At 39.6% G+C, this 21,806-nt stretch carries 15 protein-coding genes, 8 pseudogenes and 1 other annotated feature; of the genes and pseudogenes, 9 read left to right on the top strand and 14 right to left on the bottom strand.

What is annotated here, in order from left to right:
- A pseudogene (locus F895_RS00260) lies at window positions 1–458 on the bottom strand (IS3-like element ISAcsp5 family transposase); the annotation flags it as partial.
- Window positions 459–541: 83 nt separating this feature from the next.
- Between F895_RS00260 and F895_RS00265 the strand changes: the two are divergent.
- Window positions 542–1,348, top strand: a pseudogene (locus tag F895_RS00265) (DUF4113 domain-containing protein); the annotation flags it as partial.
- A gap of 4 nt (window positions 1,349–1,352) precedes the next feature.
- The gene (locus F895_RS00270) at window positions 1,353–1,571 is read left to right on the top strand and encodes a hypothetical protein (RefSeq protein ID WP_000550047.1); all 219 of its coding nucleotides are present in this window, start codon (window positions 1,353–1,355) and stop codon (window positions 1,569–1,571) included.
- A gap of 505 nt (window positions 1,572–2,076) precedes the next feature.
- Here F895_RS00270 and F895_RS20415 read toward each other — a convergent pair.
- The 6 genes and pseudogenes from F895_RS20415 to F895_RS20135 form a co-directional block, all read right to left on the bottom strand.
- Window positions 2,077–2,181 (bottom strand): type II toxin-antitoxin system HicB family antitoxin, encoded by a 105-nt coding sequence (locus F895_RS20415; protein ID WP_079282112.1) that lies wholly within the window; start codon window positions 2,179–2,181, stop codon window positions 2,077–2,079.
- Window positions 2,158–2,452 (bottom strand): annotated as a pseudogene (locus F895_RS00275) (type II toxin-antitoxin system HicB family antitoxin); the annotation flags it as partial. The pseudogene F895_RS00275 and the gene F895_RS20415, both read right to left, overlap by 24 nt.
- 2 nt (window positions 2,453–2,454) lie before the next feature.
- Window positions 2,455–2,619 carry a type II toxin-antitoxin system HicA family toxin gene (locus F895_RS0119175; RefSeq protein WP_005403784.1) on the bottom strand — a complete coding sequence of 55 codons (165 nt, stop codon included), beginning with the start codon at window positions 2,617–2,619 and terminating at the stop codon, window positions 2,455–2,457.
- A gap of 339 nt (window positions 2,620–2,958) precedes the next feature.
- Window positions 2,959–3,360 (bottom strand): helix-turn-helix domain-containing protein, encoded by a 402-nt coding sequence (locus F895_RS00280; protein ID WP_004778522.1) that lies wholly within the window; start codon window positions 3,358–3,360, stop codon window positions 2,959–2,961.
- Between the two features lies 1 nt (window position 3,361).
- A complete protein-coding gene (locus F895_RS00285; RefSeq protein WP_004778523.1) occupies window positions 3,362–3,652 on the bottom strand; it encodes a type II toxin-antitoxin system HigB family toxin in 291 nt (96 codons plus the stop codon).
- A 288-nt stretch (window positions 3,653–3,940) separates the two neighbouring features.
- Window positions 3,941–4,547, bottom strand: a pseudogene (locus F895_RS20135) (hypothetical protein); the annotation flags it as partial.
- Window position 4,548: 1 nt separating this feature from the next.
- On the opposite strand from F895_RS20135, the pseudogene F895_RS20000 reads away from it, so the two are divergent.
- Window positions 4,549–4,782, top strand: a pseudogene (locus F895_RS20000) (transposase); the annotation flags it as partial.
- A 362-nt stretch (window positions 4,783–5,144) separates the two neighbouring features.
- On the opposite strand, the gene F895_RS00295 reads toward F895_RS20000, so the two are convergent.
- A complete protein-coding gene (locus F895_RS00295) occupies window positions 5,145–10,196 on the bottom strand; it encodes a site-specific integrase (RefSeq protein WP_005244940.1) in 5,052 nt (1,683 codons plus the stop codon).
- Window positions 10,193–10,864 carry a lipase chaperone gene (locus F895_RS00300; RefSeq protein WP_005244939.1) on the bottom strand — a complete coding sequence of 224 codons (672 nt, stop codon included), beginning with the start codon at window positions 10,862–10,864 and terminating at the stop codon, window positions 10,193–10,195. The genes F895_RS00295 and F895_RS00300 overlap by 4 nt, the downstream gene beginning before the upstream one ends.
- Window positions 10,865–11,000: 136 nt before the next feature.
- Here F895_RS00300 and F895_RS00305 point away from each other — a divergent pair.
- The 6 genes and pseudogenes from F895_RS00305 to F895_RS00330 form a co-directional block, all read left to right on the top strand.
- Window positions 11,001–11,513, top strand: a pseudogene (locus F895_RS00305) (hypothetical protein); the annotation flags it as partial.
- A 362-nt stretch (window positions 11,514–11,875) separates the two neighbouring features.
- A complete protein-coding gene (gene codB, locus F895_RS00310) occupies window positions 11,876–13,153 on the top strand; it encodes a cytosine permease (RefSeq protein WP_005244938.1) in 1,278 nt (425 codons plus the stop codon).
- A complete protein-coding gene (locus F895_RS00315; protein ID WP_005244937.1) occupies window positions 13,150–14,367 on the top strand; it encodes a PucR family transcriptional regulator in 1,218 nt (405 codons plus the stop codon). The genes codB and F895_RS00315 overlap by 4 nt, the downstream gene beginning before the upstream one ends.
- 10 nt (window positions 14,368–14,377) lie before the next feature.
- Window positions 14,378–15,673 carry a cytosine deaminase gene (codA, locus tag F895_RS00320; protein WP_005244936.1) on the top strand — a complete coding sequence of 432 codons (1,296 nt, stop codon included), beginning with the start codon at window positions 14,378–14,380 and terminating at the stop codon, window positions 15,671–15,673.
- Window positions 15,674–15,865: 192 nt separating this feature from the next.
- On the top strand, window positions 15,866–17,011 hold the full coding sequence (locus tag F895_RS00325) for a porin family protein (protein ID WP_005244934.1): 1,146 nt from the start codon (window positions 15,866–15,868) through the stop codon (window positions 17,009–17,011).
- Window positions 17,012–17,424: 413 nt separating this feature from the next.
- A pseudogene (locus F895_RS00330) lies at window positions 17,425–17,727 on the top strand (DDE-type integrase/transposase/recombinase); the annotation flags it as partial.
- A gap of 39 nt (window positions 17,728–17,766) precedes the next feature.
- On the opposite strand, the gene F895_RS00335 reads toward F895_RS00330, so the two are convergent.
- The 5 genes and pseudogenes from F895_RS00335 to F895_RS00355 form a co-directional block, all read right to left on the bottom strand.
- Window positions 17,767–18,986 (bottom strand): IS3-like element ISAba19 family transposase gene (locus F895_RS00335; RefSeq protein ID WP_087486619.1). Its coding sequence is split into 2 segments (ribosomal slippage): window positions 17,767–18,710 and window positions 18,710–18,986, totalling 1,221 coding nucleotides; the frame shifts between segments, so codons are not numbered across the junction.
- Window positions 18,595–18,711: a sequence feature (AL1L pseudoknot), on the bottom strand. It overlaps the preceding gene by 117 nt.
- Window positions 18,987–19,269: 283 nt before the next feature.
- Complete coding sequence (locus F895_RS00345) at window positions 19,270–19,557, bottom strand: type II toxin-antitoxin system RelE family toxin (RefSeq protein ID WP_005244925.1); 288 nt, start codon at window positions 19,555–19,557, stop codon at window positions 19,270–19,272.
- Window positions 19,547–19,795, bottom strand: a complete 249-nt coding sequence (locus F895_RS00350) for a type II toxin-antitoxin system Phd/YefM family antitoxin (protein ID WP_005244923.1) — start codon at window positions 19,793–19,795, stop codon at window positions 19,547–19,549. The genes F895_RS00345 and F895_RS00350 overlap by 11 nt, the downstream gene beginning before the upstream one ends.
- A 579-nt stretch (window positions 19,796–20,374) precedes the next feature.
- A pseudogene (locus F895_RS19770) lies at window positions 20,375–20,622 on the bottom strand (recombinase family protein); the annotation flags it as partial.
- Between the two features lie 225 nt (window positions 20,623–20,847).
- Window positions 20,848–21,762, bottom strand: coding sequence for a DMT family transporter (locus F895_RS00355; protein WP_005244920.1), 915 nt, complete (start codon window positions 21,760–21,762; stop codon window positions 20,848–20,850).
- Window positions 21,763–21,806: the final 44 nt, after the last annotated feature.

Below are 21,806 nucleotides of genomic sequence, written 5' to 3'. Positions count from 1 at the left end.
CATAAATGGGTAGTCGAGATGAATTTCATCGATCAGACGCATCAAACTCAAATCAGTTGATGAAATCTCTTTGGGCTTGTAATACAACGTACTGCGATTGATTTGAATCAATTGCGATTGTTGTCGTACCGAAAGTTGATGGGTCTTATCGATCATTTTTTGCCGCTCAGCTGCCCTATTTTTCTGAGCGCACCTTCTAAAAAATCAATTTGCAATGCCTGATGTCCTATCTTGGCATGTAGAGCTTTGAGGTCAATCTCAGGTTCTTGTTGTGCTGTTGGTCGTGAAAAAATATTGACTGATTGCTCAAGCAGTTGATTTTTCCAATCAATTATTTGGTTTTGATGTAAATCGAATTGAGTAGAAAGTTCAGCAAGTGTGTGGTCGCCTTTAATTGCTGCGAGAGCAACTTTAACTTTAAACTCTGCTGAATGATTACGACGTTTTCTTCGTGTCATGGTTGACTCCAAAAATAAGCATTTCCCATGCTTATTGGGGAGTAGATTATCACTTATAGGCGTGGTCTAAAGTCCTAGACCCACATCAGTTCTTCAATGGGGTCTGTAATCTGGCCCATATGGACCCATGCTCTACAGAAACGCTACTCGCGCAGGTTGATGTGTCTGAGGTTTGGGGCGTAGGCAGACAGAACTGTAAGAAGCTCAATACTATGGGTGTTCAATCTGTGCTGGATCTGATCAATGCCAATCCTAAAGAAATCAAAAAGCAGTTTAGTATCGTGATGGAAAAGACGGTGCTTGAGCTACAGGGCCTTTCTTGTATTGACCTTAGTGATGATACTGTAGCGAAGAAGCAAATCATCAGCAGCCGTTCATATGGCAACCCAGTGTATGAAATGGATGACATTAAAGCTTCGGTTCGGCTTTATGTGGCCAGAGCCGTGAAACGAATGCGGGAAGATGGCTCAATCTGCAAGATGATCGGCGTGTATATCCAAACCAGTCGCTTTGATAAGACAGAGCGCTACTCGCCTTACATCGTCGTTCAAATGCATGAGCATACGGATGATCTACTGCTCATCACCAAGGCCGCGATGAAAGGCATCGATCAGATATTTAAGAAAGGCTTTAAGTATAAAAAGGCGGGAATCGTGCTGCTCGAAATTACAGATCAATCCAAGTTTGTGCCCGATCTATTCACGGACTATTCACATAAGCAAGAGCGAGAAAGGCTTTCAGATGCCATCGAAGCCATCAGTGAACGGTTTGGGAAGAATCTCGTCACGCTAGGCATTGCCAACAATAAAGAAGCCACATGGCACATGAATCAAAACCTTAGATCACCTTCGTATTTAACCAAATGGTCTGACTTACCAAGAGTAGGATAAAAACATGCACTTATTTAAATTAACTGACGAACAACTCGCACAAATTCTTATCCCGAAACGATTTGTACCACCTACTCCACCTGAACATGAAGGCAAGAATATGGTCTATGTATTTGATAGTGAGGATAAGTTTGAACTGACTTATGATGAGCTGGTGGAAATCATTAGCAAAGCTAGAATGGCTGGTCCGAAGTTGATACCTGTCTTAGGCACCGTGAATTAAATTGTGCAGTGTTCGCACGCCACTTGAAACATAACTTGATTGGAAATGAATTTGGGCTGAGAAAAATTCAGTTCAAATTTAACCTGACGGGCACACTAAAAAATGGGTAATTGTCAGATCGAGTTTGGACTACAACACTTTAGCTCATCGATTTACCAAAGTGCTAATCTTTACACTATTGTCTAAAATCCAGTGACCAAATTGTGATGCTAAAGCTTTTAAATTCCCTTTATTATGAATCAAAGTTAGTATGATGCTTTTCATAAAGACAGTTTACTTATAACCAGAGAGATTTTTAAACAATTCCCCCTTTTCAGTTTGCTTAGGCTATTTCAACCAGAGTTCATCTTCTAGCATGATTTTTAACATTTTGTGGATTTTCTTTCTATCTGCTCTCTCAAAGCTTTCGAGTCATATCCCTTATCAGCGCTAAGAAGATCGGTATTTTTCATAAATTAAGCCAAAAAAACCCGCCATGTAGACGGGTGGTTGCTCTCTTAAGATCTTAATCGTGTAGTGCTAATTCTGCACTTTTTGCCAAAAAGGCAGATCGACTTAAATGCTGTCTTTTTGCAACAGCATCAATATGTTTGACCAAAGACTCTGACATACTGACATTGATACGGACTGATTTTGCTTGTATCAATATCAATCAACAACCAGAACCCATCTTGAAATCGCTCATCACCCAACCATTGTTCAGGGCTTGATGGTTTTGGTAATTTCAAATCCTCACCATCAAAATGAAGCTCTACAGCCTCTTGCGCCATGCGTTGAATATCTTGCATTTCATCTGCTGCACTAAAACACCCTTCAAAGTCAGGAAAAGTTAAGCCGTATGCAGTATCTTCATCTTTATGAACATATACTGGATATAACATATTTACCTCCACTCCCAACCAGCCTGTTTATAAATATTGCGTAAAGTGCCAATCGGCATGTCTTTCCTCGGGTGAGGAACTACAACATGATCAGATTTTTCAGGATGCTTGTATTTCTCATGGTCGCCTTTATCTCCCACTTTGTACCAGCCTTCCGCTCTAGACACTTAATAATGTCTTTGCTATTCATTGTGTAATTATACGCAACACTATATTGAAGTGGCGTTAGAATGTTGCCATATTCGTCAAGAACGTTTGTCTTAGACAAACTCGGTACGGTTCACTTTATTAAGTGCAAAAAAGCAAAAAACTTTACTGCGTAAAGCTACAATGGGCAATATTTCAATGATAATTTTATATAGTGTTTTTTTATTTATTACCGTTTTTGTAATTCTTAACGAAGGAATAAAGCGATTATAGGCACATAGACTTTGTAAATTGAAATATCAAGACTAACAAGAAATTCAAATTGATTACTAATAGAGCGCCTCGCAGCGCCCTATCTTTTAGAAAAACGTATCTGCCGATACATTAAACCGCTCAGACAATGCCTTAATATGACGAATATTCAGTTGGCGTTTACCACTTAAAATCTCAGAAATCACAGATTGGGTTGCAACCTCTGCTAAGTCAGACTGACCTAAACCATGTTGCTCCATTAAAAAAGCCAAAGCAGCGCGACCATCCCCTTTAGGCATAGGAAGATGCTCATTTTCATAATCAGAAACCAAATCACCAAGCTGATGAATAAGCCCCATTAAAGGATGGGACTCGTCATCACCAACGGTATCTAAAAGTTCATCTAAAGCTTCAACAAGTGTATGAAAGTCGTCTTCATTTTCTGGCTTGCTGAGCAATGGTGCAACGTAGTGCCAGTGGTCTACGGCCTGTTTAATCATCGCGTTCATACTAACCTTCCTTCCAATGACCTTTGTCATATTCTTTATGGGACAAGACATGACGGATATACACACGTTTTGCCTGATACATCACGACTGCAATAAGTCGGATCTTGTTCCCACCAATATCGGATACATGGAACTTTCCAACTTTATCGACCGCTGGAAAGAGCTGCTTCATCTCAGCAAAATCTTTCGGATCGTTTGCCTTTATGGTTCGATACCAACCATCTAATGCCGTTTCAGCCTGTGGCCACTTGTGCATTGCTTCTATAATTCGAGCGTGGGTGATCACATGCATAACATATTATCGCATTTTGCTATAAATCAAGTATAAACCAATTATCGCATTTTGCAATATTGAAGGACTAGGATGAATAAAGCGCCAAATGGCGCTTTATTAATTATCAGAATACACTTAATCTGATGACCTTAAAAATTCCTGTTCATTAATCTGACTTTTCCCCATCACATGCAGTTCATAGAATTTACGACTTACATGGACCATGCAACCCAAGTCAATGACTTGATTTAAAGCATGCTTTCCATCTCAAAGGTTTCAGACAAATTAAGCAACCTGTTGATTTATTTAGATCTCTTCTAATGCTTTTACCAATTTAGTTAAGTTATGCTCCGGATCCAGCCACCAATCAACTGTCCACACTGATAATACCTTCCAGCCTAACCCATTTAATACTGTTGGTCTGAGCTGATCACAGTCTCTTGCTGTAGCTGCATGCAAGTCATCTTTAATAGCCAGATCTACACAGCTATCGCCCTGACCTATTCCGAGGTCAACACTCCAATATTTTTCTTGAAGCCTATTTTGTAAGTACTTTACAAATTCTTTTTAGTCTGCTGTTTGCTTTGATCAGCATAATTTAAATGCAGCTGACCACTACGAGCAAAAACCAAGAAATCTTTTAGATCCCTTACACCCTCACTATTGGTGCGTGCCAAATTAATTTCTTCTGGAATTAAGGCCGAGACAACATGTAATCCTTGACGAGCACTAGTAATGACTACATTTAGACGGCGCTGACCACCTTGACGGTTAAGCGTACCAAAATTCATAGATAAGCGGCCATCACGGTCTTTTGCGTAAGTAATTGAGAAATCGATAATATCGCGTTCACCCCTTGCACATTCTCTAAATTTTTAACAAATAAATGCTCAATGCCTGCTTTACTCAATGTCGACCCACATTCACCATGGCAGAAAGGCACATGCGAAAATATGAATGGTTTAATTAGGCAATATTTACCTAAAGGGATTGATTGAAACCAGGCAGATCAGCATTATTTAAATCAAGTTGCCATGTCACTGAATACTCGTCCTAGAAAAGCGTTAGATTGGCTTACACCATTAAAGAAATTTGCTCAGCTTGTTGATTATCATAAGACTTTTGAAACTGTCATACCTCATGTTTGAATTCACCCCTTTTTAAATTCAAATATTTTTTTGGGGCGGTTACCGCTTACGCTTAGGCTATTTCCCATAAGGAATCATGTTGTACAGCTTCCAGCAGCAGACAGAACGCAATAGATAATGTGATTTTTTTGGCTCTGTTGATCCATAAAAAATACCTGAGTCTCTATTATTAAGCGATAAATGAGCAGCAAGAAGTTTTCCTAGTCAGGTAAATGATATTATTCATGTACACATAGCTGTCTTTAACAAATTCACAGAATCTAGCTGCACTTATACCCAAGTTGTCACTTGAATTTAGCTCAATTAGGGTAGCGCTGTCTTTTAAACCTTTCTGTAATAAAGCGTGCGTAAGTCATATTTAATTAGATTCTGATATCATCTCTAATCACCAAATATCGTGCACTCAACCACGTAAGTGCCCATCGCACGGTGATTAATGACGCTTGTTGAGACATAATTCTAAAATAATTATATTTATTATGTTTCATCATCATCGGAAAAAATTGATGTTCTGTTAGGATTGAAAGCATAGGTTCATCCTCTGCGGTAAAATGCATCAATACTTTTGTTACATTACTTTCATACAACCATTTTTTTATTAACCAATTATAAGTTTCTGATTGGTTTTGTTCTAAATAATCAAATCGCTCTAAAATCTCTTGTGCAGAATTAAAATCTACAGCACTGAGTAATTCAGGCAAACGAGCTAACTTTCCTTGTGTCGATAATGGGTGTCTTCCTATATTTGAACCACGTTTACCTGAAGGAATGTTTGACATCGTAATTAAAGCTCTCTTCCAGGACTCAATATCTAATTGTGGCTGCCCCTGTCCAGAAATAAGATACCGCTCAATATCTTCAATCTTTTGAAACAGTTCGTGTTTAATTACCTTACCCGTCGAATTCCCTCTTTTTTGAGCATAGATGACCCACCTCTGACTTTGTCTTTTTTTGAGTACATATTTTTCGATGGTATCTCTCAACTCATATTTTAGATTACCATTCTGTTGGTTAATCGCTTGGAAATGCCTGAATAAATTACTCCGACTCATGACTCGCTTAAAAAATGCAGTATGCAAATTGGGTTGCTGTTGTTGCATGCTATAGGCATAAGTAGCCAGAAATAAGATATGAACATAATGCTTTAATGTTGTCGATTCATGTAAATGTCCAAGCACTCGACTAATCGCCTTAATCCCTTGCCCAACCTGTCCTTCATTGCCTACTAGCGTATTAAATTGCTCATTCGATGGCATCCAAGTTTGTAGCCATGGCAGTTCTATCGTCAGCGCTTTAAAATCCACCACTGTTTGCAAACACTTTAAAGTATATGCACTTGCAAACGTATGTCTTAAATGATGTAAGCTGAGATCAACATCTCCAGTGACTTTCTTTAATATTTGAGATATTTGATCAAAAAAAGGCCTATGCTCACTGTTCTCATCGGAAATTAATATTGAATCTTTTTTATTCTTATAAATATCATCTAATCCCTTTTGAATCGTCTGGCTTAATAAATTCATCGGAACAACACGTTCTGATCCAAGTGTTTTTAACTGATGCTCACCATAAGGACGAATTCTGAGCATATCCTCATCAATATCTAAGGGCCGTAAATGAAGCGCCTCTGAACGGCGTACACCCATCGCCGCAGATAAACGAAAATGACGCTGAATCTCTAGGCGTAAAACAGTATCATTCACCCCAGATTCTACAGATTGTAATATTTGAACGATCTGCCGCACTTCATTTTTTGAAAAAACCTTAGCACTTGCTTGATGCGCTGTACGCTTGTGTAACTTTATACGATCATCATTTAATTGAATTAAAAATTCTCTAAAGCGATTCCACGCAGCGAGATGCTTGCTGTGTGGAAAATGCTCTTGCGTCAACTCCATCCATTTTTGAAATACATCTTCATCAATCTGGCTATCTTTTGTTAAATCTTCTGAAAACCCCAATATACCTGCACTGACGATGGCCAAATGTAGATGAATCATATTTCGATTCTGTAGACTTAACTCTTCTGCATCACAGCGTAAAATCAACCATTGCACAAAGCATGTTAATAAATTGACTGAGTAGTGATTCGTTTTATTATTGGCAAGCTGTTCAAGCCAAATGCTTGATCTAGACTCACCTTTTAGTTGCTGAATCATCGCTAAAATATCAGACAAATGTAGTTGCTCATCGCCTATTTCTATTTCACTTTCTGGCTCAGTGCTATCTAAACCTGTGATTAATTTTTCATATTCGGATAAGCGTAATAATTCATTTATTGAAAAATCTTCTGTCAGGACTTGGCCTGCTATATAACCTGCAATTAACGGAGTGCTATTTAACATCACATTTTGCTGTAAAGCTTTCAACCATTGAGCTAATGATAGAGTTGACTTAATCCCTATTTGTTTTAAATATGTATTAAAACACTTTTGCCAAGCCGTTCTTTGTTGATTTCTTGACTGTGCTAAAATCTCTTTTAATCGGGGCTGTAGATACTGTCGGTCTACTAAAATTAAAGTCGAGACATAAGGACTTAACAGTACTGTACGGCGTATCTTCGTCACAGATCTATCATTATTCACTGTCAGCTCAACGAGCCGACTATTCCCCATAGCGACTATATGTTGATCAGAAGCAATAAACTCCAACATCGCTTGTAAATGGCTTACCCTGCACAGTTGTGAATACATGGAGAGTACAACCAGCAAACGTCCTATTTCAACCTCACAATTTTGATGTTCAGGTAAATGTTCTAAATCCTTCTGAATAAAATCAAGTAAGTTTTGTTCAATATAACACCATGTACTAAAACTATTTTCAGATGTCAGCCATGTACGATGAGCCTTTTGAGGAAGTTGAACGAATAAAGGAATTTTCGTTTTATCGCGAATATAAGCACAATATGCTTTGATCGCTTGTGGCAAATCAATGTTTGTATTTTTAGCTAAATGGGAAGCTAATACATGTCCAAGCTCGAAAGATACGTTTGGCTCAGGATTTTCCTCAAAAATCAACTGACAATAGGACTCATACTCTGAGTTTTCCAGCCATTCTTTTACATCATTTTCTGAATATTGTATCCTCGGCTTCGTCTCTGCTTGAACTGTTTTAATCTCTTTGGTTACAACAAATGTTGGAATATTCAGGTTTTTAAAAAAATCAAAAACATCAAGACACTCGAAACCTAACTGTTTTTGCAGGTTTTCTTGTACATCAAGCCACTGTTGTTTAAATGTTGATACAGGAAATACTGATAACATATCCCATGGATAACGACCGCGTACCCAGTGCCCAAGTCCAGCATCCTTGAACCGTCCAGGTAACTGATTATTATCAGAGCGAACCAGCTTGCGTGCCCAATTTCTACCTAAACCTTCAATCTGATGAGGATCACAAAGTTGCAATGCATAAGATGATAAATCAACACGTGGTTCAACTTGATCCCCCAGCATTCTCATCAAACCACGTAAAACTTGAATCTGTTTGATAAATGCTGCTGTTAATGGCACATAACGATCGGTTGATTCATCTTGATGATGTTTATCTTGAATCAATGCCCAGCCTTGCTGACTTATCCACTTTGGAAAGGGTTGCTTAATCCCCCGTCCTGCAGTTGCAAGATTCATCCATAATTCTGTATACAACGTTAAGTTATCAAAGAGCGTCTGCCAATCTTTCTGTTCGGCAGCCTGATTTATTCTCTTCTTTATTCGTGTAATTTCATTTTGTATTTCAATAATCTTTATCCCAGTCGGGCTACCCACGCGTTCACTAGAAGAGTGCATATATTCAGGAATATCAATTTTTATCGTTCTTAAACAATCAGCCCATAACTGCTCAAGTTTCCTCTGTTCAAAAGATGCATAATGAATTAAGTTATCATAATTCCGACCGGATGCATTAGTCACTGCTTTAACGACAGCTAAGTCACCTTGGCTATGCTCATATAACAACCGTGGAAGAAGATCTTTAATGCTTTTGAGGCTGATTTCTAACTCTTTCGGCACACTGTTAATAAGTCTTCTAACTTCGCGTTCAACTGCCGGTTGACGGGTTTTAATCGCAAGATTTTTGACTTGATTCACCAAATCATTGAGCTCACTTGGTAAAACCAAATGTAATTTCTTGGTCCATGGCACATGAAATTTAGACTCTTCTGGCTTTGTTTTGAGTGTCGGTGTGCCTGCTAAAACGCTCAATACGTATGCAGATAAAGTATGATCATACTGAATAGCAATATTATTCTGATCAGTATTTTGACTAAAACACGGCGCTGTTAATTCAGTAACCGAACGTCCAGTGAGTAAACTCAATATCAAAGCTAATTTTGCGCGTAAAATTAAGCTGGTATCAGCCTTAGATGGTTGACAGAGCCTAAACACATCTTGAATCGAATTTAATGACAATCGCCATTTGGTCCAAACTAAACCAACATTTGTAGCTTCAACATGCTGAAAAATAGACTTAGATGCATAAAGCCCTCGAATTAAATCGGATTGTTCGGCCAAAAAAAATGTAAACAATGGCTCCAATGGTGTTTCATCTTCTTCAATCTCATCATACTCAAATACTTCAGAGACTAGACCACGATGAATTTCATCTACATCCTCTAAAGGTTGGATAGCAATACTTAATGAGCCGTATCGTTGCAAGATCAGTTTTTGATGCTTTAACCCTATACGGTGTAAAAACTCTCGACGTTTTTTCTTATTTTTTAGTCGATTCTTTTGCCAAATTTGTGATAAAAAGAGCTTTAATGCATAAAAAACTTCATTTAATCGTTTGTCTTCAGAACCAGCGGACATCAAATGAATCAGTTGTTTCGGTCCGTTTTTAGTCAGTAATTTTTCGACTTGTTCTAAAATATCCTCATTACTTGGATCACCCAACAGCCTGATCGCTAAAAAGGCGTTATACACACGAGATCCTTTTTGATCTTTCAGCTTTATGCTTCCATCACCCTTTAAATAATGACTATAAAGCCCTAGGGTATGTACTTTTTTTTGAAAGTGAAATATTTGCTCTAAAAACCAAATGATTACAGTATCAAAACGCTCATTATTTCGACTTAGTCCTGCTTGAATCAATAGCAAATCACAAATTCCACTGTCTCCAGTGTATGGACGTAATGGCGTGAGTTTATGTTTGTTTCTATCTGTTGTTTCTGAGAAAAAATGTGAATGTTGATCAGAATTCTGCAATCTACTAATGATCTTTAACGTATTAAGCTCATCACGAAATTCTGGTAATTCATCATCCCCAATCAATGTGAAGATTCGCTGACAAATGACAACAATACCAGCTAAGCTATAATGTGCACGCAACAAAAATAATGCTTGGATAAGTTCTTGTTCTTCTATATTTTCATGCTGCTTCATCCATTCTATGAGCTGCTTAAAATAAATATTCATAAACTGCTCCTAATACGATAGATCCATGCTTTCTTAAAGTCTGTTAAAGCTAAAGCAATTTCTGCCGTTGGTGCCACACAAACAATTTGCTTTTGATATTTTTGATAAAGTTCTTCTAGTTGAGGTAAAAGCACAAAAAAGTCAGCTATGTGAAAATAGGGTTGCACAGACTTGCCAAGCTCTTTTACTTTAATTTTTTCTAATGGCAAAAGCTTCTGGGCGATATAACCTGCTACAATATTTTCGATTAAAAAAGTACCACTCACCGCTGGTGGAGCCCAATCTACCAATTTTTGAACAAAGGAAATCGGTAGTTTTTTTAAAAAATGCTGTGTATGAAAAAATAAAGGCATTTCTTCTAGATCTAAATGCTTTAGTCGAAGTTCTTTTGCAACAACCATCTTATCCTGCACTTTATCCACTTTACCCCAGTGTCTTCTTTTCACACTGTCCTTTAGAGTTTTTACATCACATAAATCCCTAGCAACAGCACGCAGTAACTTACGATATGTCGCGAGCAGTAGTAATGCTTGATTTTTAATTTTTTCTGAAAACTCACTGCTTATTTCCTCATTGAGTAACATCATTTTCAAAACTAAAACTGGGCATGGTTTTTCAAACCTGCCTTCAGAAATTGTTAATGCATCAATGAGCAATGGTGTCATCATTTTTTTCTGCACAGGTAAGTTATTTTTAGCGTCACAATAGTAGAATAACACAGTCCCAAAATTAACAAAATTAAATCAAATATATTTTATATTTAATAAAAAAGTATTTGATTTATATAATTTATTTACTAACCTTATTTTCATACTAAACAACATAAATCATCAATCAACTCCCCTCAAACCTGCCATAATCGACACCGCTGAAGAACAAACAGCAATGATTCATTTTTTTGAGAAGATTCAAAATTTATTTAAAAAGCATCCAGATCAAATTAAAGCCGTGCTTGAAATATTCTTAAGTCGTGTCACAGCCTCTCATACAGGTATTCACTATCGATGGGGTAAAATTGATCAATTTGAATCATTTTATTCCATGATAAAAGGCTTGTTTCCTCGTCAATTTTGGCATTTGCTTGGAAAAAACTTAGTCAAATCATTAGATACTAAGAAACAGCCTTTATTAATGAAACTTGCCCAATTACACAGTAAAACTGAAGGTTATCCAACAACGCAGGAAGATTATGTTCGCCTTCAACTTTACTCAATAAAAGATGGCAGAGCACTTGCGGCGTTTAAATTTTGTCTGCATCTAGCCTGTATTGGCCGACCACAAACTCTCGAACTTGATCCACAAAAATCGGAGCCTTAAGTGATCAGATCTTTTTCTGGTGGCTGATCCTAGACAAATTTCATCTATTCTTGGACTTCCACCGCTCCTACTTTGCAAAAAGAATCGACGAAACATGTCCAGAATGGAAATCACATTCTAGTTTTAGGCATCAACCAATAAATCTTCGTGATATTTACTCCTTAGAGATTGCTCCAAATCAACTCATTTAATCAACAACATGCACAAAAAGCTGGCGTATAAATGTATTAAAAATATATGTAAATGTGCATGTTGCACACGTTGTAAAGGGCATATTGCTTAAAAGCAACCCAATTTTAAAGCGGCACGGCTCTTGCAAACTCAGGTGTATTCAAAAATAACGCAAGAGACTGGAGCTAAAAATGAGTACACATGAAGAAAGTCCACTGACCGAAACACCCCAAGCCAATCGAAAAGGATTGTTTCCGATTGCAATGGTGCTGTTTAGTTTTACTTTTTTTACCGGCACTATGTTTGCTGGTGGCAAAATTGGTGTCGCATTTAATTTTGTTGACCTCCTCTGGATCACGGCAATTGGTAACCTGTTACTGGCTCTCTATGCTGCATCACTCGGTTTAATTTCTGCCCGCAGTGGTTTAAATACGGTATTAATGGGGCGGTTCTGCTTTGGTAATTTAGGCAGCAAACTCTCCGACTTTTTATTGGGTTTTGCTGAACTGGGCTGGTACGCCTGGGGAACTGCAACACTGGCTATTTCGCTGGTGAAAATTGTTGGGATGCCAGAAAGCTGGGTAATACCATTAATGGTGTTGTTCGGTTTACTCTTCTCAGTGACCGCATTGGTTGGTTTTAAAGGGCTGGAATACCTGTCACGGGTTTCAATTCCATTGATGTTTATCCTGCTCATTACCTCAATTGTATTGGCCACCAAAGAAATTGGCGGTTGGACGGGCTTGACTGCTGTTAAGCCAACGGAAGCCATGACGTTCTCTACCGCTGTGACAATCGTATTTGGTACGTTTGCCAGTGGTGCAACGCAAATCACCAACTGGACCCGTATGTCGAAAAACGGCAAGATCGCAGTATGGGCATGTCTGATCAGCTTTGTCATTGGTAACGGTTTGATGGTCTTGGCGGGTGCCTGGATGGCGATTGTTTACCAACAAGCTGACATTGTAGAGGTTCTAGTATTGCAAGGCCTATCTGTCGCAGCAGTGATTATGCTGTGCATGAACTTGTGGACTATTCAAGGCCCAACTATCTATAACGTGTCCGCAGCAGCATGCCATTTAGTACGTAGCGAACGTCGTAAAACCATGACGATCCTGGCGGCGATTGTGGGGATTGTGCTGGCTGTCGCAGGCATGTATGAGTTGTTATTGCCATTCCTGTTGTTACTCGGTGCGATCATCCCACCTGTAGGTGGCGTCATCATGGCGGATTACTGGGTTCGCTACAAAGGTCAATATCCATTGTTGAATGATGTAGAACTGCCAAATTTTAACTGGAATGGTCTGATAGCTTATAGCATCGGTGCAATCGTGGCGTATAACTCTCCCTGGATTGCCCCGATTGTCGGGATTGTGGTTGCTTCCGTATGTTATGTGGTGTTGATCCGTTTATTTCCAGCAAAATCGGCTGAAAAAACAGCACAAGTGATGACAGGACCATCAGTATGAGTATGACGGTGCAAGAAGTACTGGAACTACCACAGTTGTATGAACTGCGGCTGCGGGCAGGTGCCGATCATGTGCACCGTCTAGTTCGCTGGTTCTATGTCGCCGAGAACGAAGGAATTTCCGACTGGATTGAAGGTGGTGAACTGATATTTATTACCGGTATCAACCAGGTACGGGATGAAGCCAACCTGCTAGATCTATTAGATCAGGCTGCTACCAAAAACGTAGCAGGTATTGTGATCTTGACCGGTACCGATTTTATTCGTGAGATTCCGGCCACAGTGCTGGAAAAGGCCGATACACTCGGATTACCCCTGATTGAACAGCCTTACCACCTCAAGCTAGTGGAACTGACCCATGTGATTGGAACCCGCTTGGTACAGCTGTCGCAAATCAAGAAGTCTGCAGAGGACGTGGTGAGCCAGCTGTTACTGGGCCAGTATCCATCACTGGAAACCATTCAGTTGCGGGCACAGCAGTTGGGTTTACCCTTGTTAGGGCAACATGTGGTGGCAGTGGTTCGTTTGAGTAATGTGCAAGACTTTTTTCAGGATAGTGGTGCACAACACAAAGCCCATGATCTGTACCAGAAAAAACAGGCCTGTTATAAACATCTGGAAAGCTGGAGAAAACAGCATGAACAGGTTTTCCCTATTGTTCCGCAGGGAGAGCAGTTTAGTTTGGTTCTATCCTTGCAGGATCAGGATCTGAATTTCTGGTTCCAGGCTCTGTCGGCATTGGTTTCTGCTTTGCGCGAGTCTGAATCCGATCTCAAGTTGTATGTTGGACTTTCCACCGAAGTGAATTCTGCCGTTGCCTTTCAGCGCGGCTACTGGGAAGCCTGTCAGGCTGAAGAAATTGCCGCTGATTTAAAGACCAGTTCCGGTGTCTGCCTGTATAACGAACTGGGCGTGCTCAGATTGATCAAGGCAATTCCAAACAAAGCCGTTACCCAGCAACTAATGAATGAAACACTCGGCTGCCTGATTGAGCCAGAAAAAAAACAACCCTATCTGCTGATTGAAACCTTGGATGCCTGGTTAAAGGAAAGTGGCAATGCCATTCAAGCCGCTGCCCGGTTGGGTATTCACCGCAATACCCTGAACCAGCGTATCCAAAAAATTGAAGCATTAACCGGACAATCATTGGGCAATCCCAATTTCCGTTTGAATGCTTCTGTTGCCCTATTAATTTGGCAAATATCCCATGATTAGAGAAAAGAATATGAAAGTGATCAATGCAACCTTACGTAAAAAGACCGGTTTATTCACGATCAGCTATCACAATGGCGTAATTGATGCGATTGAGCCACAGACCGGGTTACTCATCCTCGAAGGAGCTGACGTGATTGATGCGAAACAGCAGTTACTGATGTCACCACTGGTTGATCCACACATTCATCTGGATGCGGTACTGACCGCGGGTGAGCCGGAATGGAATATGTCCGGAACCCTGTTTGAAGGAATTGAACGCTGGGCACAACGCAAGTCCAGCATTACCTTTGAAGACACAAAACAACGTGCAAAACAGACTATCGAAATGCTGGTGGCGCATGGCATTCAGCATGTGCGTACCCATGTCGACATTACCGATCCGCAATTGACTGGATTGCAAGCCATGTTTGAGGTCAAGAACGAAGTCAAGGATGTGGTGAATCTGCAGATCGTGGCATTTCCGCAAGAAGGCATTGAGTCCTTTAAAAATGGCCGTGAACTGCTAGAAAAAGCCTTGCAGATGGGGGCTGATGTAGTCGGGGGGATTCCTCATTTTGAATATACCCGTGACAAAGGCGTGAGTTCCGTGCATTACCTGATGGACTTGGCTGAAAAATACAATGTACTGGTTGATGTCCATTGCGATGAAATCGATGATCCGAACTCACGTTTTCTGGAAGTATTGGCCGATGAAGCCTTGGTCAGAAACATGGGCGAACGTGTCACGGCTAGTCACACCACAGCCATGGGCTCTTATGACAATGCCTACTGCTATAAACTGTTCCATTTGCTGAAGCGTTCAAAAATCAACTTTATTTCCTGCCCGACCGAAAGCATCCATTTACAGGGCCGCTTTGACAGCTATCCAAAACGTCGTGGTCTGACCCGCGTGGCGGAGATTGACCGTGCCGGCATGAACATCTGCTTTGCGCAGGACTCGATCCGAGATCCATGGTATCCGGTCGGTAATGGCAATATCTTACGCATTCTGGATGCCGGTTTGCATATCTGTCACATGCTAGGCTATGAAGACCTGCAGCACTGTCTGGATCTAATCTCGGACAATTCTGCCAAAACCATGTGCTTGGGCGATCAATATGGTATCGAAGTGGGCAAACCGGCGAGCTTTATCCTGTTCAATGCCAAGAATGATTATGAGGTTGTCGCGAATCAGGCCAAGGCGGTGCTCAGTGTGCGTCATGGCAACATCATCATGCAGCGTCAGGAAGATCAGGTGCAATTATTGTCTGTTAACACGCCTGCTCAACGGGATGTTGCGACTACGCGTTTAGCGATTGGCGTCTAATTCAATAGGTAAAACAACACACTAAAAATATCTGATCCGAATGAAAGATATTTTTCGATGAACTGATCCAGCGGGTAGGCAAAATCCGGATATATAAACAAGCGGCATTACCCTAAACCGGATTCACCTGACCCGCAATCCAAATCACTAAATCAAAAATTGTCTATGTTCTGCATAGATAAGGGGTTTCTTATGCTTAAAAAAAATGTATTCCACCATATGACGATTCCTTCAGGCTTGGCTTTGGCTATTTTATCTGCAACAACTGTGACGCATGCGGAAGAACAGGGCTGGTCGGTTTCTGGTTTTGTGCGAGGCAATTATCAATATAAAGAATATGCTGAAAGCGAAAAGAGTAAAGCGCAGATCAGTGATGTCAGGCTCAATCTGAATTACAAGAAAGATCAAGTGGATGGCAAGATTACAGCACGTTGTGTCCAGTTTAACGAAATGTGTGATTTGATGACATTGTCAGATGCTTATCTGGGTTATCAATTGGATGAGCAACAGAAAGTCACCGTTGGCCTGCAACCGATTCCATTCGGGATTGGAACCTATTGGGATAGCAGCTTCTATGAAAGTATGATGTATACCATTGGCATGCAGGATATCCATAATATTGGGATTCGCTATGATCTGAGTCAGGATCAGCAGTCTTGGAGCTTTGGCTATTTTCCAAAGGATGGCGGTAACTATAAAGGGGATAGTAAGGATGCATCACGTTATAGTGCCAATTTTATTGAAGGCGTATCAGACAATGCCACCCAGATTGATGAAAAGAATATGCTAATGATGCGTTATGCATATCAGGGTAAGAAGGATACGGCTGGATATACGCTGGGTTCATCCGTTTGGTATTCATTCTTGGACAATAAAAATAACAACAAGACCGGCAGTCGCATGAATGCCAACGTGTTTGGCCAGTGGGCGACACCAACTTATGACACAACCTTAACTTTTGGTTATCAGGATATCGACAACAAACAAGCTGGAGTGAACTATTCAACCTTTGGTTCTTTTGATACGGAATATCATGTAGCGAATAAAGCCTACTATTATGTTGCTGATATAGACTATAAAACTTCGTGGAATTATAAGGATTGGAAAGGATTTAAACCATATCTCGTATTCAGTGGTTTGATGAAACAGGATGGACAGCCAAACTCCTACCGTAATATTGCTGGTCTACAGGCAGATTACAAAAACATTACTATCAATGCAGAGTATATTTTGGCGAAAAATGATGCCTTTGTTGGTGGTAATACCAATTCCTTTGCTAATTCGACTGACAATCATTGGAAAAAGCTACTTTATATTACCTTTGCATATAAGTTCTAATTGTTTTAGCTCCCCCAAGATGGATCATGTAAATCACGTTGAAGTCAACTCTCTAATGTAAAGAGTCGACTTCAAATTAATGACTTTTTTATTTCTTACCAATAGTTTATGGCTTTGTTAGATACAAATCTAACACCATGATTTTATTTAATCTATTTTTTAATAAAGACTGGGGTAAATCCTTAAGAATCAGCAGATTGAAGATTCTCTTATACAACGAAGTCATAAAGAAACATCAGCTTATTGGGCTACAGCCTATTCAATAAACTCGCTGGGCTACAGCAAAATGAAGTGGTTTAGAATAAACGATTAGGCTCTGTCCTTGTGCCTATTCAACAGCTGAGGTCAATGACATCTTAAAAAAAGCGCATATGTACTTTCTGACAGATCATGCCAAGAAAAGTACACGGTAAGGTTGGCTGTATTTATGTGTGATGCTGGATCTATTTAGTCGTCGTATTGTGGGGTGGCAAACCAGCCATCGAATAGACCGTCAATTGGTGTGTGATGCGTTTCATTATGCAATGGCTCGTCAGGGGTATCCAACGGGTGTCATGGTACATTCGGATCAAGGCTCACAGTACTGTAGTCGTGATTTTAGAACGCTATTATTAACGAATAACTGTATTCAAAGCATGTCACGCAGAGGGAATTGTTGGGATAATGCAGTGACCGAAAGCTTTTTTCATACATTGAAAGGTCATGTGGTACATGACTGAACCGTACCGGGTTTGTCGGAGACTTTTTTATTTAAGTTAAGCCACCTGACCTAACGGGTTAATCTTATCATAGTACATTGCTTCAAACTCAAAAGGCGATACATAACCCAGTGCACTGTGTACACGCTTTTTATTGAACCAATCTACCCAGTTTAGTGTCGCAAGTTGTACATCTGCTAAACCTTGCCAATCTGCTTTTAAATATTCAATCACCTCTGTTTTGTATAAGCCATTCACCGTTTCAGCCAGAGCATTATCGTATGAATCACCCGTTGTACCGACTGATGCTCGTAAATTTGCTGCTTCTAAACGATTGGTATAGCGAATGGAAAGATATTGCACACCTCTGTCGGAATGATGAATCACATTCTTTGGCATGCCTCGATCATGCAATGCTTGCTCTAATGCATCAAGCACCATATCTGTATTCATCCGTGTAGATACTTTCCATCCAACAATTGCTCGTGAGAACACATCAATAACAAATGCGGTATATACCCAGCCTGAATGAGTTTGAATATACGTAAAGTCACCCACCCATAGTTGGTTTGGATGATCAGCATTAAAATTACGTTTCACTAAATCATCTGCCCGTTTTTGGTCATCTCGGTTACGGGTGGTTTGTTTATTCTTACCACGCCAAACACCTTGTATACCTAGCTTTTGCATCAATCGAGCAACTGTACAACGTGCAATAACATAACCCTCACGTTTCAATTTTTGCCAAACTTTACGTACACCATATCGACCTGAACTTTCTTTCCAAATTCGTTTAATTTGTTCAGCATGATACTCATCATGTAGATCTCGTTTCGCTCGATGTTCTGGATTGTCAGTGAGATCTAAAGTTCGGTAATAGGTTGAAGGTGCAATCGGTAAAATTCTACAAATCGCTTCAACACCATATCGATCTTTATTGTTATGGATAAAATCCACCATTATTTGTGTGGGCGGTCGAGCTCCGCCTGGGCGAAAAAAGCGGCTGCTTTACGTAGAATTTCATTGGCACGTTTTAATTCTTTAATTTCACGTTCCATTTGCTTCATTTTTTCTTGGTCAGATATCTGTTGTACTTTGGCAGGATTTAGTTGATCCAGATGCTTTAAATACCAAACACGCAATGTTTCAGGAGTACAACCGATTTTAGGAGCAATAGCTGTGATTGCTGCCCAAGTAGAAGGATAATCTTTTTCAGATTCAATTAGTAATTGAACCGCTCTTTCTCTAATTTCGGGGGTATAGTTTGGTTTTGTCATCGGGATAGTCTCTCAGAATATTGACTCTCCGACAAACCCGGTACGGTTCAATGACATTACTTGTCGTATATCTTTGAGATACCGAACTTATCGTAATACTTGAGTTTCGAGGGATTGGCTTTGTATGGCTCAGAGATACTAGTATTACCGCCACCTTTACTCTTATTTGGTTCAGCTCGGACAGGAAACTTACTGTCGTTACCAAATAAGATGAGTATGTTACTGAAACTTACCTTCTTTGAGTGTTTCCATAGACACTATCTGCTGATGGGCATTACATCATTTATGAATAACGAGAGTTGGCATCATCATAGACAGCATTGTTTTCACGTCTGCCTACAGCAATCACGAGTATAACTACTTCATCATCAATGACTTCATAAACCAAGCGATAACCAATGCTGCGAAGTTTGATCTTGTAGCGATTAGGATGTCCTGACAGCTTGTTTTTGGGAATGCGAGGATTCTCCAAAACCTTGATCAACTTCTTCTTCAATGGCTGCTTAATACTTGGATTCAGCTTGTTCCATTCTGCTAATGCTTCTTCTAAAAAATCTAACTTATAGGTCATCAATATTTACTCGAATGCGTTTTTGATTCGCACGAGTATCTGCAATCTTATTCAATTCTAGGTCTTCTAGTTGTTCCATCATCGTTTCATACAGATCAGCCGGAACACAGTAAAACGCTGGTGTATTACGATTGAGTATTGCAACAGGCTCACCTCTGCCTGCCAACACTGTATCCATCGGACTCTTTTTGAGTTCAGTAATACTTGCAGTCATTCGTGCATGGATTAATTGAGTCATTTTTAAGCCTCTATAGCATTTAAGTATTTATAGCGTTTAGTGTTTGGAGTTTAGGTTGAATCACAATGAGTAGATTAGGGTAGCTAATTTCAGCATATCTAGACAAAGTTGATCTTAATTTAATTAGCAGCGATGAATCAGTGACAAACAGTGTTTTTGTAAGATATGACATTGCTGAACGGAGTGCAGACAACCACTTACGATGCTCAGCAATACGATTTATATCAATCTGATATGACCGAAGATAATACCCTCTTTCTAGATCATCTAACGCTGGGCAAACATGAATATCCTCAAAGTCATCCCATGAAAGTACTCTCAGAGCTCTCTAGCTTTACTCCCAAAGTCTTCTGCTCCAACTCTTGTTCGTCCATCAAATCAAATAGACGTTTGAGTTCTTGCATACGAACTTAATCCTTTCGTCGTAAACGAGATCCTTCTGTCTCAGTCCAAGTAGTATGACATTCCAAAGGAAACTCCTATTCAGTAGACTAACTATAGCACACATAAAAGCACCTTTAAATGTGCTTTTATGTGTGCTTGATTAATTAGACTTGGCTACTCGATAGACGGTAGCTATACTACAGCCAACAGATCAATCAGAATTTTGTTGATGAGATCTAAGATCGAACTAGTGATGCTGTCATTGGTTTGGATTAGTTGGTGAGTAGTCGGAAGGTAGCGACAACAAAACGGAGCTCTTTCTCTTGGATTCTTTTCTTTAGCTTATTGAAATCGTGTTGGGTTAGTCTTGATAACCGATCCCCACTTTCAACAAGTAATACATCTACTTGGGTTGCTTCCTGCATCAACTTATTCAACTCTGGCATGGTCGATCTTAAATCTTGTGGAAAGTACTCATGCTGACCTAGTCAAACTGTAAAACTCATGTATTCATAGCATTTAAATGAATCGTTCAGTCGGTATATTTAAGGTAAAAACCAGTAATCAAAAGTTACTTTTATCTCCATACAAAACAAGCATCAAGCTAAAACAATAACTTAGAAATTTATTCATCCACTTTTTTTATATTTAGTGTTATATGTAAAAAATTAATGAGTGGAATAAACTTTTTCGGGAATGAGATCGGCTTTGCCTAAAAACACATTGAGCAATGACACGCTAATAATCAAAATTACTCCAAATATCTGCGCATTGGAAAGCTGTACATTGGCGAACAGGCTGGCAAGAATGACTGCTGTTAATGGTTCAAAAATAGTATAAATAGAAGCTTGTGATGCCTTTAAATACTTCAATCCATAGGTATATAAAGTAAAAGGTAATAACGTCCCAAACACAATTAATAAGATACAGGCAATCACAATATTGAAGTCTATATTCGAGACCAGACTTTCAATTTCTTGGAAGTGAATAAAGGGAAAAATCGCAAGCGCACTAACCATCATTGAACTGAACAATAAAAAAGTCGGGCTATAGTGGTCAATAATATCTTTACCAATCACCCCATAAGCAGCATAACAAATGCCTGAGGCTAAACCAAATAGAACCCCCGTCATATTGAGCTGATTATCACCAAGCATCATACATGCAACACCACTCACAGCCACAAGAGTGAGCATCATTGACTTTAACGTTATTCGCTCTTTCAAAAAAATAAAAGAAAGTACCACACTCCAAATAGGTGCAGTATAAAGCAATGCTACTGCTATGGCTGGTCCTACATGTTGTACAGCATTAAAATAACAGAAAGTCATTCCAAGCATACCGAGTAATGATTGAATGACCAATTTAGGAATATCTTGAAATTGCAGTGTTCGTAAAACCTTATAAAGAAAAGGTAAAAAGGCCAATAAACAAATAAATGTACCGACAATCCGCAATCCTGTTACTGAACTATTACTCAAGCCTGCATTTGCCAATTGGGTACTGGCAATGCCTAAAGTCCCCCAACCAACTGCCCCCATAATGACCAATAAAGCACCAAACCATTGTGATTGTGTATTCATATTTTTGTTCCCTATAACAAATTTACAAAGGTCTCATCCAAGAG

The sequence above is a fragment of the Acinetobacter sp. CIP 64.2 genome (genome assembly GCF_000369645.1).
GTDB lineage: Bacteria > Pseudomonadota > Gammaproteobacteria > Pseudomonadales > Moraxellaceae > Acinetobacter.
This window is presented reverse-complemented; position numbering and strand designations above follow the sequence as displayed.